Annotated in this window: 19 protein-coding genes; 2 read left to right on the top strand and 17 right to left on the bottom strand. The window is 30.5% G+C overall.

What is annotated here, in order from left to right; all coding sequences use genetic code 11:
- The first annotated feature begins 53 nt into the window (after window positions 1–53).
- Together AEBR_RS07325 and trpB are read left to right on the top strand one after the other, a co-directional pair.
- Window positions 54–509 carry a hypothetical protein gene (locus tag AEBR_RS07325; protein WP_128978425.1) on the top strand — a complete coding sequence of 152 codons (456 nt, stop codon included), beginning with the start codon at window positions 54–56 and terminating at the stop codon, window positions 507–509.
- Complete coding sequence (gene trpB, locus AEBR_RS07320; protein WP_420370936.1) at window positions 502–1,719, top strand: tryptophan synthase subunit beta; 1,218 nt, start codon at window positions 502–504, stop codon at window positions 1,717–1,719. The genes AEBR_RS07325 and trpB overlap by 8 nt, the downstream gene beginning before the upstream one ends.
- A 20-nt stretch (window positions 1,720–1,739) precedes the next feature.
- Here the strand turns inward: trpB and AEBR_RS07315 are convergent, their stop codons facing one another.
- The 17 genes from AEBR_RS07315 to AEBR_RS07235 form a co-directional block, all read right to left on the bottom strand.
- Window positions 1,740–2,513: an HAD-IIA family hydrolase gene (locus AEBR_RS07315; RefSeq protein ID WP_129087758.1), complete on the bottom strand. Its 774-nt coding sequence runs from the start codon at window positions 2,511–2,513 to the stop codon at window positions 1,740–1,742.
- 82 nt (window positions 2,514–2,595) lie between these two features.
- A complete protein-coding gene (locus AEBR_RS07310) occupies window positions 2,596–3,333 on the bottom strand; it encodes an MBL fold metallo-hydrolase (RefSeq protein WP_172658874.1) in 738 nt (245 codons plus the stop codon).
- 9 nt (window positions 3,334–3,342) lie between these two features.
- Window positions 3,343–4,029 (bottom strand): endonuclease/exonuclease/phosphatase family protein, encoded by a 687-nt coding sequence (locus tag AEBR_RS07305; protein WP_129087760.1) that lies wholly within the window; start codon window positions 4,027–4,029, stop codon window positions 3,343–3,345.
- Window positions 4,022–4,552 carry a phosphonate metabolism protein/1,5-bisphosphokinase (PRPP-forming) PhnN gene (locus AEBR_RS07300; protein WP_129087761.1) on the bottom strand — a complete coding sequence of 177 codons (531 nt, stop codon included), beginning with the start codon at window positions 4,550–4,552 and terminating at the stop codon, window positions 4,022–4,024. Before AEBR_RS07300 ends, AEBR_RS07305 begins: the two co-directional genes overlap by 8 nt.
- A 9-nt stretch (window positions 4,553–4,561) precedes the next feature.
- Window positions 4,562–5,200, bottom strand: coding sequence for a DapH/DapD/GlmU-related protein (locus AEBR_RS07295; RefSeq protein WP_129087762.1), 639 nt, complete (start codon window positions 5,198–5,200; stop codon window positions 4,562–4,564).
- An 8-nt stretch (window positions 5,201–5,208) separates the two neighbouring features.
- A complete protein-coding gene (locus AEBR_RS07290) occupies window positions 5,209–6,348 on the bottom strand; it encodes an alpha-D-ribose 1-methylphosphonate 5-triphosphate diphosphatase (protein ID WP_129087763.1) in 1,140 nt (379 codons plus the stop codon).
- Window positions 6,348–7,037, bottom strand: coding sequence for a phosphonate C-P lyase system protein PhnL (gene phnL, locus AEBR_RS07285; RefSeq protein ID WP_129087764.1), 690 nt, complete (start codon window positions 7,035–7,037; stop codon window positions 6,348–6,350). Before phnL ends, AEBR_RS07290 begins: the two co-directional genes overlap by 1 nt.
- 10 nt (window positions 7,038–7,047) lie before the next feature.
- Window positions 7,048–7,884 (bottom strand): ATP-binding cassette domain-containing protein, encoded by an 837-nt coding sequence (locus tag AEBR_RS07280; RefSeq protein WP_129087765.1) that lies wholly within the window; start codon window positions 7,882–7,884, stop codon window positions 7,048–7,050.
- Window positions 7,881–8,711 (bottom strand): alpha-D-ribose 1-methylphosphonate 5-phosphate C-P-lyase PhnJ, encoded by an 831-nt coding sequence (locus AEBR_RS07275; protein ID WP_129087766.1) that lies wholly within the window; start codon window positions 8,709–8,711, stop codon window positions 7,881–7,883. Before AEBR_RS07275 ends, AEBR_RS07280 begins: the two co-directional genes overlap by 4 nt.
- Window position 8,712: 1 nt before the next feature.
- Window positions 8,713–9,774, bottom strand: a complete 1,062-nt coding sequence (locus AEBR_RS07270; RefSeq protein WP_129087767.1) for a carbon-phosphorus lyase complex subunit PhnI — start codon at window positions 9,772–9,774, stop codon at window positions 8,713–8,715.
- Window positions 9,774–10,310 carry a phosphonate C-P lyase system protein PhnH gene (locus tag AEBR_RS07265; protein ID WP_129087768.1) on the bottom strand — a complete coding sequence of 179 codons (537 nt, stop codon included), beginning with the start codon at window positions 10,308–10,310 and terminating at the stop codon, window positions 9,774–9,776. The genes AEBR_RS07270 and AEBR_RS07265 overlap by 1 nt, the downstream gene beginning before the upstream one ends.
- A 9-nt stretch (window positions 10,311–10,319) precedes the next feature.
- Window positions 10,320–10,733, bottom strand: coding sequence for a phosphonate C-P lyase system protein PhnG (locus AEBR_RS07260; RefSeq protein ID WP_129087769.1), 414 nt, complete (start codon window positions 10,731–10,733; stop codon window positions 10,320–10,322).
- Window positions 10,734–11,591 (bottom strand): phosphonate ABC transporter, permease protein PhnE, encoded by an 858-nt coding sequence (gene phnE, locus AEBR_RS07255; protein WP_129087770.1) that lies wholly within the window; start codon window positions 11,589–11,591, stop codon window positions 10,734–10,736.
- A gap of 42 nt (window positions 11,592–11,633) precedes the next feature.
- The gene (gene phnD, locus AEBR_RS07250; protein ID WP_129087771.1) at window positions 11,634–12,500 is read right to left on the bottom strand and encodes a phosphonate ABC transporter substrate-binding protein; all 867 of its coding nucleotides are present in this window, start codon (window positions 12,498–12,500) and stop codon (window positions 11,634–11,636) included.
- 28 nt (window positions 12,501–12,528) lie between these two features.
- Window positions 12,529–13,254 (bottom strand): phosphonate ABC transporter ATP-binding protein, encoded by a 726-nt coding sequence (gene phnC, locus AEBR_RS07245; protein WP_228711952.1) that lies wholly within the window; start codon window positions 13,252–13,254, stop codon window positions 12,529–12,531.
- 18 nt (window positions 13,255–13,272) lie between these two features.
- Window positions 13,273–13,995 (bottom strand): GntR family transcriptional regulator, encoded by a 723-nt coding sequence (locus AEBR_RS07240; protein ID WP_129087772.1) that lies wholly within the window; start codon window positions 13,993–13,995, stop codon window positions 13,273–13,275.
- Window positions 13,996–14,140: 145 nt separating this feature from the next.
- A complete protein-coding gene (locus AEBR_RS07235) occupies window positions 14,141–14,962 on the bottom strand; it encodes a ferritin-like domain-containing protein (protein WP_129087773.1) in 822 nt (273 codons plus the stop codon).
- Window positions 14,963–15,013: the final 51 nt, after the last annotated feature.

Below are 15,013 nucleotides of genomic sequence, written 5' to 3'. Positions count from 1 at the left end.
AATTCTTAACAACTATTAGAATATAATCAATAACTTTTATATGAGGAATTCTAATGTTAACTCCCAAAGAGATAAGCTTACTTTTTGAAGTTCAAATAAACACCCTATACAATTGGAGAAAAAGCAAACCTAAGCTTTTTGCATATTTGCAAAATGCCGATTATAATTCAAAAATCAATAATGAAATCAATGCTTTGTTAGACTATTTTTCAAATACTATTGAGAAGGATTTTACACTAAAAGAGATTGATTTTTTAATAACAAGTGATTTTGAATTAAACTCAATTGAAGAGGTAAATGAGTTTCAAGACTACTTTATAAAAGCAAACTATAAAATGCTTCCAACAAAGCATAAGTTTGTTTTAGAGATCTATAACAAAATAAAAGAATTAAACATAGTTGAGAAATATCTTTTATATAAAAAAGTATTCAAAATTAGAAAATTTGGGGATAAAAACAGAGCAGAATTCTTCAAAGAGTTTTTAAAGAAGGAGAAAAATAATGGCTGATTATTTAAAAAAGCATCCCGATAAAAAGGGTTATTTTGGAAGATTTGGAGGTTCATTTATACCACCAGTTTTAGAAGAACCTTTTGCAAGGATTACTAAAGAGTATGAAAAACTAAAAAATGATCCACAATTTATAGAAGAGTTAAAATATGTTAGAAAACATTATCAAGGAAGACCAACTCCTATCTCTTATGCAAAAAATCTAACAAATTTTTGTGGTGGAGCTAAAATATATCTAAAAAGAGAAGATTTAAACCACTCAGGAGCACACAAATTAAACCACTGTATGGCAGAAGTTATTTTAGCTAAACACATGGGATTTAAAAAAGTTATTGCAGAAACAGGGGCAGGACAACATGGAGTTGCCCTTGCAACTGCTGCAGCTTATTTTGGCTTGGAATGTGAAATACATATGGGTGAAGTTGATATAAAAAAAGAGCATCCAAATGTTGTTAGAATGAAAATCTTAGGGGCAAAAATTATCCCCGCAACACATGGATTAAAAACACTTAAAGAGGCTGTTGATTCTGCTTTTGAAAGTTATATTGGTCAAGCTGATACCTCTATATATTGTATTGGTTCTGTTGTGGGACCTCACCCTTTTCCAATGATGGTTAGAGATTTTCAAAGTATAGTTGGATTTGAATCAAAGGAGCAGTTTGCAGAACATGAAAATGGTGCATTGCCAGATAATATTGTTGCTTGTGTTGGTGGAGGTTCAAATTCAATGGGAATTTTTTCAGCATTTATAGATGATAAACAAGTAAATCTTTATGGGGTTGAACCAATGGGAAGAGGTGATAAAATAGGCGAACACTCTGCAACTCTAACTTATGGTGAAGAGGGAGTTATGCATGGGTTTAATTCAATTATGTTAAAAGATGAGAAGGGAGAACCAGCTCCTGTTTATTCTATTGGTTCAGGAATTGATTATCCAAGTGTTGGACCTGAACATGCTTACTTAAAAGATATAGGAAGAACAAAAGTTGGACTTTGTGATGATAAAGAGGCAGTTGATGCCTTTTATAAACTATCACAACTTGAAGGAATTATTCCAGCTTTAGAATCAGCTCATGCAGTTGGTTTTGCTATGAAGTTAGCAAAAACACTTCCAAAAGATAAAACTATTTTAGTAAATGTAAGTGGTAGAGGGGACAAAGATATAGATTTTGTAGTTGAAAATCACCCTATTCCAAATGCAAAATTTTAGTGTATAAAAGGTTTTACCTTTTATACATAACTTTTAAAAGCTATACACAAATCCTCTAAATTTTTATACTCATAGGCATCTAATTTTAAAGTATTATAACTATCATCACTAGCTGTTTGAAGATGAATAGGAATAAGTCCAAAATCATGTGCCCCTTTAATATCAGTTTCATAAGTATCACCAATCATTGCAATATATTCTCTTGGCACATTTAATTTTTTGATTGCTGTTTCAAAAGAATATTTTGAAGGTTTGCCTATAATTATTGGCTCTTCCCTAAGATGTGGTTTAAATAGTTCTACCATTAAACCACACTCAAAATCATATCCACGTAAAGTTGGAGTGTAATAATCAGGATTTGTAAATATTACCTTTTTGCCCTCATGAATATGTCTTCTAATATTTGATAAATCATCTATGGAAATTTTTGGATCCATTCCTATTACAATAATATCTGCATCAACCACACCTATTTTATACTCTTGATAGATAACACTTTTTAAAGCTTTACTTCCATAAACTTTTACACTTGAACTTGGGAAATTCTCTTTTAAGTAGTCTCTTGCAAGTACTGAGGAAGTTATAATTTGATCTTTTTCAATATAAACTCCAACTCTAAAGAGTATTTCATGGAGTTCATCGGGTGTTTTTGTAGTTAAATTACTTAGAAAAACAAAAGGAATATTATTTGATTTTAGAGTCTCAATAAAATCTTTACCACCAGGTAAAATATGAAAATCTTTAAAAAAGCCCCCATCAAGGTCAATAATAAATCCACCTATATTTTCAAACATTATTATCCTAAAGTAAAATATTTTTGAAAGTATAGCTAATAAAATATGATAAAAACTAGATTTTTATGTAATCAATTTGTAATCAAAAATTAAACTCCTCATCATCAATTACATATCTATATTTAAGCTTTATTCTCTTATTTTCAATATACTGCATAGTTTCATGAGATATATGCATCAAGTAACCATTTTTGGTCTCTATTTCATCTAAAATAGCGCTTGCTTGAAGATAATTAAGATGATTTCCTGAATTTTTTCTCTCATCATAACAAGCGTCAATAAAAGTATAATCAAGATCTTTTTCTTTTAAAAATTCCAGTGTTGAAGAGGGTAAAGATGAGGCATCAGTTAGATATGCAATAGTTGTGTTATTACTCTTTATAAAATAACCAAAACAGTTCTTTGAATGTAATAGAGGTAAAGCTGTAACAGTAATATCTCCTATTTTTATCTCTTCAAAAGCTTTTAGCTCTTTATATTCAATTGAGTGTTTATGTTTAAATAAATCAGAAAAACCATTTTGGTCAGATGGATGATAACACTCCAAAGCAATTGCAGAGTATCTTAGTCTTAAAAGTCCCATACAATGGTCTGCATGAAAGTGAGTTAGAAATATTGCTTTTAACTCTTTTAAGTCAAAAAAAGTGTTAATAGAATCATCTCCCGCATCAAATAGAATATAAGAGTTATCAACTTCTAAAAAAGCACAAGTTGAAAGATTTTTTTTATTTCTTTTTCTATAATCTTTACATATATTACAACTACAATTTACCACAGGAATTCCAGCACTATCAGAAGAACCTATAAATTTTAATTTCAAAAAAAACCTTTATAAAAAATTTATAATATTTAATAAACAGTGGTGATCACTAAAACCTTTTAACATAACCTTTGAGTCAACCTCTATTTTCTTGTTTGTTTTAGTAAAAATATAGTCTAAAATAACTTTATCTTCATGGGTAAAATCTCTATTTTTATCACTAAAACCAAACTCTTTTAATAGTTTAATCTCTGTATAACCTGGAAGAGCATTAAAATCACCACAAAAAAGCACCGTGTTAAACTTTTTATACTCTTTTATCTTTCTTATTATTGCATTTATCTGCTCTATTCTATTTTGGCTGTTTAAGTGACAAAGGTGAGTATTTATCAACAAAATATCTTTCCCTTTAAAACTTATTTTTGAAAAAAGTGCTGCTCTTTCTGTATCCTCTTTTCCTTTATTAAAAAAAAGAGTATCCAAATAGGTAATAGGATATTTTGAAAGGATTGTAAGATTAGAACTACTATTTATCCCATTTCTTATTTTTTGTCTTGTTTTTGTTGTCAAATAGTTGTAATTTAGCTCAATATTTAAAAATTTTCCAACTGAGAACTTTTTTGAATCAAAATCCTCTTGCAAACATAAAATATCAAATCTATTTTTATAAATAATATTAGATAAACTAAATATTCTATCTGGAAATTTTCCACTATCTTTATCTAAATTTAATGTAGCAATTTTTAGTTTACTCATTCTCAATTCTTTCTAAAAGTTCTAGAAACTTCTCTTTTGACTCTTCAAGTAAAGCAGAGTTATCAAACTCAATTAGTTTTTTGCACTCAATCTTTTCATAATCTCTATTTAATCTCTTTTCAATCTCTTCTAATGACTCTCTATCTCTACTTATAAGTCTTTGTCTTAATTTCTCTTTTGGAAGAGTGATATTTAGAGTTATTACATCATCATATTGCTTTTCAAAATCTTTTATTTTTGACCTTGAAATAGAGATTAGATTTAAACCATTTTCAATAAATCTTTTAGGAATTCCATAAAAATTCCCATGGGCACTCCAACTTGAAGCAAAATAACCATTATGTTTTAATATTTCAAAAGCATACTCATCAATATAATAGTTGTTTTCATTTGCATCAGCTTCTCTAGTTATATATCTCTTTACAAAATTCACCCTTTCCCCTAATCTCTGTTTTGCATATCTTAAAAGTGTGTCTTTCCCAGCTCCACTAGGTCCTACTACTAATACAATTTTACTTTTCATAACAGGCTCCTATTTTGAGTATTTATAGATAAACTCTCTAATATCTTTTAAATCCTCAATTCTTTGTTTTATCTCTTTATGGCTCCAATTCCACCAAGCAATCTCTTCTAATACTTTAATTATATCCTTAGAAAACCTATATTTTAAAACTTTTGCACTTACTCCTGCAACTATAGCATAAGAGGGTACATCTTTAGTTACAACTGCATTTGAACCTACTATTGCTCCATTTCCTATTTTAATTCCAGGCATAATTATTGCACCATGCCCTATCCAAGTATCATGCCCTATTTCTACCCTTTGAAGCTCTCTAAAATTAAAAAAGGCTCTATCATCTTCACCAAAACCATACATCTCTTTTCTATACAGGAAATGGTGTTGGCAAGGCATTTCATAAGGATGAAAACCTGGATTTATTCTAACATTTGCAGCAATATTTGAAAACTTTCCTATCGTACTTGAATATATTTGTGTATATTCACTAACGTAAGAGTAGTCATCTAATGTTGAATTACTTATATTTGCATACTCTCCTACTTCTGTATATTTTCCAAAATATGAATTATCTATTACTGCACCTGTAGCTATATAGGGTTTTTCTCCAAGAGTAACTTGCTCTTTTTTATTTAAACTCTCTATTTTTACCACTTTTACTCCTAAAGCCTAAAACCTCTAATACCATTGTAAATAGACTCTCCATCTTTAATAGTTAGGATAACTTTAGGGATATTTGTATCATCTATTACAATAATATCTGCTCTTTTCCCCTCTTTTATCTCTCCCCTATCATACAAATGTGCATATTTTGCAGGAGTTGAAGTAATCATTGAAAAACCTTTTGCAATATCTAAATTTGCATCTTTTTTCATTCTATAAACTGCTTGTAACATAGAAGTTGGATGATAATCAGAGCAAAGGTATTTACAAACACCCTCTTTAACCAAATCAATTGCAGCAATATTCCCACTTTGACTTCCACCTCTTACAATATTAGGTGCTCCCATTCCTGTAGCTATTCCTTTGTCAACAGCATATTTTGCAACCTCTAAACTTAGTGGAAATTCTGAAATTTTAACTCCAAGTTTAAGTAATCCATCAAGCTTTTGCATACAATCATCATCATGGCTTAAAAGGGTAATACCCTTATCATTTACAAAAGTGATTAATTCATTAATTTTCTCTTCATTTTTGTTCATCTTTTTATCAATTACAGCTTTTATATCTTCGTCATCCAAACCGTAGTGTTTCCCATAAAAAGCTTTAAATGTTTCCAAAGTTTTAAACTGTCCTTGTCCAGGAGAGTGATCCATAAGTGATACAAGTTTTACCATTCCTTTATTTATAACCTCTTTTATTGGCTCAACCGCTTCACTTGAACTTAACTCAAACCTTGCATGAACAAAGTTATCAACCCCTAAATGTTTCTCATTTGCATAAAAAATCTCTTCAATTTGATGAATTGCTAAATCAATTGATCTTCTCTTTTTTGGATTCTCTTCAAAACCTATTGCATGAAACATAGTTGTAACTCCTGCCATAGAGAGCTTTTTATCAAGTTCTGAAATTGCAAGTTCAACAGGAAAAGTAGCATTTGGTCTTGGTTCTATCTCTTTTTCTATTGCATCAGAGTGCAAATCAACAATTCCTGGAACAATCTTTTTATCCCCTAAATCAACTGCAATTTCATTTTCTCCATACTTATCTACTCTTTGAATAAACTCTCCTTGAATTACCAAATCAGCAGCTATAAACTCTTCATCTATTAGTACATTTGTACTTCTTAAAATAGTTTGCATTATTTAACTCTCTTTAACTTATATATAATGTCGCTTATCATCTCCATAGCCTCTAAATCATGAAAAATACCAACCATTGCAACACCTTGTTTTTTTAACTCTTTTAACTTTTCAACTACTTTCATAGTATTTGTTTTATCCAATGAAGCTGTTGGTTCATCAAGTAAAAGTAGAGATTTTGGAGCAATAATTCCTTTTGCTATATTTACTCTTTGTTGTTCTCCCCCTGAAAAAGTAAGTGGTGACAAATCAAAAAGCTCTTCTCTAATTGATAGATAATCTAACATCTCTTTTGCTTTTAATCTTGAAGCTTTCTCTTCTTCCCCTTTAAAGATTAATTGTTGCGCAACCACATCAACAGCACTTATTCTTGGCAAAACCTGTAGAAACTGTGAGACATAACCAATTTCTGAATGTCTTAACTCTAAAATCTCACTTTCACTAGCTTTAGCTACATCTATAACCTCTCCACTATCTCTAAAAAAAAGTATCTCACCTTTTGTAGTTGTATAGGTTCTAAATAGGGTTTTTAATATTGAAGATTTACCTGCGCCACTTGGTCCAAAAAGAGATAAAAACTCTCCATTTTTTACACTAAACTCTATATTTTCAAAACCATTTACCTCTATTCCCCCTTGAGTATAGAGCTTAAATCTCTTTTGTAAATTATTAACTTTTAATCTAACCATTATAAATATCCTATAAAACTGATGATACTAAAAGTTGTGTATATGGATGTTGGGGATCTTCTAAAATTTGATCAGTAAGTCCTCTTTCAACTATCTCTCCATTTTTCATAACAACTGTAATATCTGTTAAGTGTTTAATTACACCCAAATCATGAGAGACAACAACCATTGCAAAACCAATTTCATGTTGTAGCTCTTTTATCAAATCCAAAATCTTTGCTTGAACAGATAAATCAAGTCCGGTTGTAGGCTCATCCAATAATAAGATTTTTGGATTAGATGAGAGTGCTTTAGAGATTTGTATTCTTTGTTGTTGCCCACCTGAAAAATACTCTGGATAATCATCAATTCTACTTGTTGGAATCTCTGTTTTATCTAAAAAATATAAAGCTTTATTTCTAATCTCTTCATACTTTTTATTTCCACTCATTATTACCTTTTGAGCAATATTTCCTCCAGCAGAAAAGTTGTAATTTAGACCTAATCTTGGATTTTGATAAATCATAGACATAAGCTGATTTCTCAAATATGAAAGCTCATTTAGGTTTGCATCTAAAATATTTTTTCTTTTTCCATCCCGTCCAACAAACTCTTTTACAAAGATTTCACCCCTTGAAGCTTTTTGATCTTGGTATATTAGTTGAAGAAGAGTTGACTTTCCAGAGCCACTTTCTCCAACTATTCCTAATACTTCACCTTGTTTTAAAGCTAAAGTTACACTGTTTACTCCAACCACGCTTTTACAAGTAGGACAAATAGAGCTATTATATTTTGCTCCTGTTTTATCTAGACAATCTTCACAAAAGCTTCCAAATACCTTTGAGAGATTCTTTATATCTAGTATCATTTTTGTCCTTTCATATTAAGATTTTTGTCACAATAATCTGTATCATTACAGTAATAGTGAACTTTTCCTTCATCATCATAAACTTCATCCAAGAAGCTATTTTCACATCCACATCTTTGACAAACTCTTCCTTCAAAATTTTCAACTTTAAACTCTTTGTCTTCAAATTTAAGAGGTTCAACTTTTGTATAAGGAGGAATAGCATAAATCTTTTTCTCTCTTCCTGCTCCAAATAGTTGTAAAGCCTTTGAATTATGAAGTTTTGGTGTATCATATTTAGGAATTGGACTTGGATCCATTGCATACCTGTTGTGAACTAAAACTGGATATCTATTTGAAATTCTTGAGTCACCAAATTGTGAAGTATCCTCATATAAAAGTACCCAAAGTTTAGAGTAGTCTGCATTTGCATGCATTATTTTTGCTTTTGCAGTATTTGGCTCAACTGTTTCTAAAATATCTGGCATAGGAACTTGAAATACTAAAGTCTGTTTTTCACTTAGTTCAATTTCAGGAATTCTATGTCTTGTTTGTATAATAGTTGCCTCTTTTGTACTTGTTGTTGTCTCCACATTTGTAACAGATTTAATAAAATTTCTAATATTTACAGCATTTACACTTCCATCACAACCTTGATCAATTACTTTTAGGGTATCTTGTTCATTAATTATTGAAAGGGTTACTTGAAGTCCTCCGGTTCCCCATCCTCTAGCAACAGGCATCTCTCTACTTGCAAATGAGACTATATATCCTGGAATTGCCACTGCTTTTAAGATTGCTCTTCTTATCTCTTTTTTTGCTTCTTCATCTAAAAATGCGTATCTCATACTATTTATTATCCTCTTTACTTTCCACATATTTTTGAGCAGACTTAAATATTTGATAATCTGTTTGAAAGGTAACATAGTGTGGCAATTTGTAGTGATTACAAAAACCAAATGATTCAATACCATCCACATGGTGCATAATCATCTCAAAATCTGCTGCAACTATTTGCTCTGTACCTACGCTATAAGATCTATTGTAAAGGGTTAAATCAATAATAGACATAGCAATTGCTTTGGTCTCATTTTTACCAAAACAGAAACCAAAACCAGTAGTTAATTTTGTATCACCCTTCTCATCTTTGTTAAATGTTCCCACACACTCAACAGCTGTTGCTTCAATAGTTCCAATTTTTACCTCTTTTTTTGAAAAAGGGTGGGTAAACTTAATATCAAGCTCTCCTACTCTTAAATCTCCAATAGTAGGATGGACATCCCCATAACCTCTCATAGAGGTATAAGCAAATCCCAAAACACTTCCACTCTCTCCCCTTGTCATAGTCTGCAAAACTGCACTTCTTGGATAAGGAGCAGTTGGAAAAGTTCTTGTTATATCCCAAGCAGTTTCCTCTTTTGGAAGTTTTTTAATTAAGTTATCATTTCTTAACGGCGTTAAAGCTGATTTAACAACACTGCTTTTTTTATCAAAATTTTCAAAATCTAAATTATCTTTTTTTATATCTATTAAAAGTTTTATTTCGTAGTCATTTGAAGCTCCTAAAAGCTGACCACCCTCTATATCTTTAAAAGCTGAAGAGACTCTTCTTTTTAGTCTCATCTCATTTACATCAAGTTGTTTACACTCTCCAACTCTTTGGCAAGAACTTCTATGAGCTCTTAAGAAAAATGAAGCATTAAGCAAGTCCCCTGCACTTCTTTTTATTGCTTTACTTGCTAGTTTTTTTGAGTATAATGAGCCTTCACTAATCACTTTGTCTATTGAAAAAGTTAAACCCTCTATTAAACTCTCATCATCTAAAGCTTGAGCATTTTGTGTTATTTCGCTATAAAACTTCAAAGAGTTATTAATAGCCTCTTCTCCACCTTTTACTGCATAATATGCCATTATAAAATCTCCAATTTACTTGTACGTGAGAGTCCTAAAATCTCTGCATTTTCATTTATAAAAAAGACCTCATTTCCTAAAGGGAAATATGAATTTTTTTCATTAAACTTACTAATAAACCCTTTACTAATAGGCAAAGAAGTATTAAAAGAACCATCAATTCCTGGACCACTTATTTTTACTTTTGTTCCACAAAAATCTTTGCATTTAAATATATATGTAGAGGAGAATTCAGGGTCTTTCATGGTACCTACTTTCCCTGCTTCAAAAAGGTTTTCATCTATGGTGTCACAAAATAGATAATCTGCCTCTTTCTCATTGGAATCTTTTGCATTTGTAATTGCATTTATAAGTTCAAAATCTTCATTACCTTTATAGAAGTATGAAACCTCTGCATAAAGAAGTGTATTTGCTATTGCCAAAAGATGTGAATCAAAAAGTGGTTCAATTCTCTCTATGCTCCCTGGTCTTGATAATGCATTCATCATTGATCTGAAATTCTCTCTATTTAATCTCTCTATATCAATCTTTTTCATAATCTACCTTTACATTAAATCAAAAGAGACTCTTGTTGAGTTTACTTTTTTATTAATTATCTCTTCTTGTTTCTCTAAATTAAAAGCTGTTTTTTCAAGAAGAGAGATAATCTCCTCTTTATATATTTCTGCTTCAAATGAAGCATCTAAAACAGCTGTTTGTAAAGATAACTCCTCATTCAAATCCATAACCATACTCCAACCCTTTACACCATTTACTTCAACAATAGTTGAAGTGACAAGAACTTCTCCTGCATAAAACTCCCCTTCTGAAATAGGATCTTTTACAGGAACCAAAAGTGTTTGCTCTGTTGGATTTGTTAAGATTTTAATTGTATGATTCTCTTCAATTTTTTTATATAACTCTTCTAATCTCTTTTTTTCTATAAACTGAGATATAAAATTAATATCCTCTCTACTCATTTATATAAACCTTCTTCTTATAATTGCGCTTACTTTATCTAGTGACCAAACAGTTGTAATAATTACAATAATAATGGTACAAACATCACCGTTTTCAAAACCTCTCATTTTGTCAAATAGATAAAAACCAATACCTCCAGCACCAACAAATCCTAATATTGAAGCACTTCTAACATCTGATTCAAATCTATATAGAGCCATTGAGACAAAGTGTGGCATTGTTTGAGGAATTACTGCATATATCAATACTTTTATAAACCCTGCACCTGTTGTTGTAAGGGCTTCCACTGGACCTGGATCTATTGATTCATTTCCTTCACTTAAAAGTTTTGATAAAACTCCAGCTGTATGAACACCAAGGGCTAAAATACCTGCCATAGGACCAAGACCAACTGCACTTACAAAAATAAGTGCCCAAATAATCTCATTTATTGACCTAAAGATATTTGCCACTAATGTAGCACTTCCATATATCACTCTTTTTGTAAAGATATGAAAAGGGGTTTTCCCTGGTATTAAAATATCTAAGATATTTCTTGAACTTAAATATGATAATGGAACTGCTACAATTACTGATAAAACTAAAGCAATAACAGCCATTTCAATGGTTTCAATCATTGAAAACACATAAGTAATAACATCATTTTTATTTAGATTTGGAGGGAAAAATCCACTATTTGCAATATTAGGGTTACCTGAAATATAATCAATCATATAATCCCAACCACTAATTAGTGAGCTAACACTCATCTCTGTATCTTGCCAACTCTTTATAAATATCACTAAAAAGACCACTATTACAATGGATTTTGAAAGAGAAAAAGGGTTACTCTTTTGCTTTAATTCTTCTATATTCATCAACTTTCCTTAAATTAAAGTAGGCAAAAGCCTACTTTTAAATTATTGTTTATTTTTTAACTCTTCTTTTAATTTCATTAAATCTCTAACTGGATTATAAACTGAGTCATCACCTTTGATAAATCCTCTGTTTTTAAGTCTTTTTAATCCTTCTGGATCATCATAAGAGATAAATGCACCTTTTAGAGCCATTTTTAAAGAAGTTGGTAAATCTTTTCTTGCTGCCATTGGAGCACCAGGAATTAAATCAGAAGTCCAAAGTACATTAAAGTCTTCTTTTTCCCAATTTTTTCCTAAACCTCTGTTAAAATCTAAGTTATTTGTTGAAGCTGCATCAACTTTTCCAGCTTTTACTGCTAAAATAGAAGCTTCATGACCACCAGAGTAAAGAACTTTTGAGAAGTATTCAGTTGGGTTTATACCTTTTTTAGAAAACATAACAGTTGGAACTAGCGTACCTGAAGTTGATTGAGAAGATGTAAATGCCCAAGTTTTACCTTTGATATCTTCTAAAGTTTTAAGACCACTTCCTTTTTTTGTGATGATAATTCCATTATATCCAGGAAGTCCAGACTCACCATCAACTTCAACAACAAGCGCTTCAGCATCTGCTCTTTTTGCAGCCTCAACATATGATTTTGGTCCAAAATAAGCAACATCTATATGTTTATGTTGCATACCAGTAATAATACCTGTATAATCACCTGCTAATTTAAGCTCAACTTTAATACCTAAAGACTTTTCTAAATAATCTGCCAATGGTCCAAAGTTCTCTTTCATAGAAGTTGAACCAGCAACAGGGATTACACCAAAAACTATTTTTTCTGGCCATTTTTCTTGTCCTAACATTGAAGTTACACCTAAAGTTAATGCTAAAGCACCTACAACTAGTTTCTTAACTATTTTCATTTTGTTTCCTTAATTAAATTTGATGCTACTACTTAGCAGCATAGATTTTTTCAACTAACTCATCTGTTAGTTTTTCACTGTTGTCGTCAAAGATTACAGTACCACTATTTACACCAATAATTCTGCTACAATACTCTTTGGCATACTCCAAATGATGAAGGTTTGCAACTACTGTTACACCATACACTTCATTTACCTTTTTCAATATTCCCATCACCTTCTTTGCACTCTTAGGATCTAAAGCCGACACTGGCTCATCAGCTAAGATTATCTTCGGTTCAGCGGCCAAAGCACGCGCGATAGCAACACGCTGCCTTTGACCTCCCGAAAGTTCATCACATCTCTTTAAAGAGTGTTTTGTAATATCAACAATGTCCATATACTCTTTTGCTTTTTCTAGCTCCTTGTCTTTATAAAGTTTAATGATTGCCCTTGAAAGAGGAATATCTTTTAACATTCCACTAACCACATTATCAAGTACACTTAATCTATCAACCAAGTTGTACCCTTGAAAAATAACACCAATTTGCTCTCTTAATTTGATTAGATTTTTCTTTTTAATATTTTCCAAATCAAAATCCAAAACCTCAAACTTTCCATCAAATACTTTTATTCCACCAGTAATTGACATCAAAAGTGTTGACTTCCCTGCTCCACTTGGACCTATAATTCCAATAAACTCACCTTTTTTGACTCTTAAATCCACATCTTTTAGAATCTTCTCTTTTTTGTAACCTAAGGTTAGGTTTTTCATTTTTATCACTTATCTCTCCTAAACTAAATCTACTTTTATTTTCACTGCATCAGCTCTTGAATAAGAACTTCCATACTCAACAAACTCTCCATATTGATTTTTAGACAAAGTTGATGCAACTATTACAGGGGTATTTGTTGGCATCATTAGATAATCACTTATCTCATTTGTTGGATTTTGAGCTTCAAAAACTGTAGATATTTTTGTAATTTCCATATCTGGATAACATTTATTTAAAATGTTGTATAAAGAGAAGGGTTCCATATTAAGATTATCAATAATCTCTCTGTAGTAAAAGGCATCAAAATAAGAGAAAGATACTGCAATTGGCAAATCATTAACATATCTTAGAAGTTTTAATTCAATAACATTAACTTTGCAATTCAAACCTAGTTGCTTTGCAATATATTCAGAAGGTTTAATAATATCAGCACTAAGCAATTTTGTTTTTGGCTCATATCCCAAATCCATAATTTTTTGTGAAAATGAACTTTTATCTGAAATCGTGTAAGGAATTTGAATATTTGAAATATAATTTCCTTTTCCTTTAACAGTATAAATAAAACCTTCATCTTTTAATAAAGAGAGTGCCTGTCTAACGGTATGTCTATTTACGCCAAACTCTTTGGCAAAAATATTTTCAGAAGGTAATTTGTCACAGCAGCTATATTTTTTACTCTTTATATTTTGTAAAATCTCATTATAGAGTTTTACATACAATGGTTTTGAGATTGTTTTCACCAGATTAAGCCTTTACTTGTCTATACAACTTTTTCTGACGAAAGTATAAAAGAGGAAAATTACACCTTAGTTACAAGTTGTCTATACAAGTGTAATCCCTTGTATAGAAACAAATATAAAGTGGTTTATTTTAGGGAAATAAAAGTTAGTTACAATCCTCTTTTTTAGATAGAAACTTCAGTTCATCACAAGAAAAACCAGCCTTTTTTCTTGCATTAAAATTTAGTTCATATTTTCTTTTAGTACTTCCAGGAAAAACCTTTTCTAATATTTCAAAATAGGTTTTTTGTGGTTCAAGCTCTAAATTTTTACAAAGATATTTAAACCATTTGTCTCCTTTGTAGACATGGGTAATCTCTTCCTCTAAAATCACATCTAAAGCTCCTAAGATTTTTTTGTTAAACTCATCTGGATTTGAGATTAGTTTTTCCATAATTTTTGGATTTTGTTCTAATCCATTTGCCTCAAGATATCTTGGAATTACCGCCATTCTTGAAAGAGCATCAGGAGTCTTTTTCATTGCTTCAAAAAGATTAGTATGAACTTCTAATTCTCCATAAAAAGAGCCTAACTCTTTTAAAAGAGTCTCTATCATTAAAAAGTGTCTAATTTCATCTTCTGCCACTTCTAACCAATTTTCATAATACTCTTTTGGCATATCTTGAAATCTTAAAGCAGCATCTAATGCTAAATCAATTGCTGAGTACTCAATATGAGCAATTGTATGCAAAAGATTTATTTTGCCCTCTTTTGTATTTACATATTTTCTCTCTATAAGATTTTTGGGAGGAACAACTTTTAAAGAGGAAATATATGAGGGTTCTTCCATTTTATATGGTAAATAATTTTTTTCAAACTCAAAATTATTATTTTTAAAATCTCTATAAAACTCATTGAAAAGTTCGATTTTTTGGGAAGGTTTTTCAGCTAAAATCACTTTTTCTAATGAAACATAATATTTTTTCATAAACTACCTTACAGCTTCTATTATATATACTATACTATAATAACTATTAAC

The sequence above is a fragment of the Halarcobacter ebronensis genome (genome assembly GCF_013201825.1).
Classification (GTDB): domain Bacteria; phylum Campylobacterota; class Campylobacteria; order Campylobacterales; family Arcobacteraceae; genus Halarcobacter; species Halarcobacter ebronensis.
Note: the sequence above shows the minus strand (reverse complement) of the source record. Positions and strands in the feature narration are given on the sequence as shown.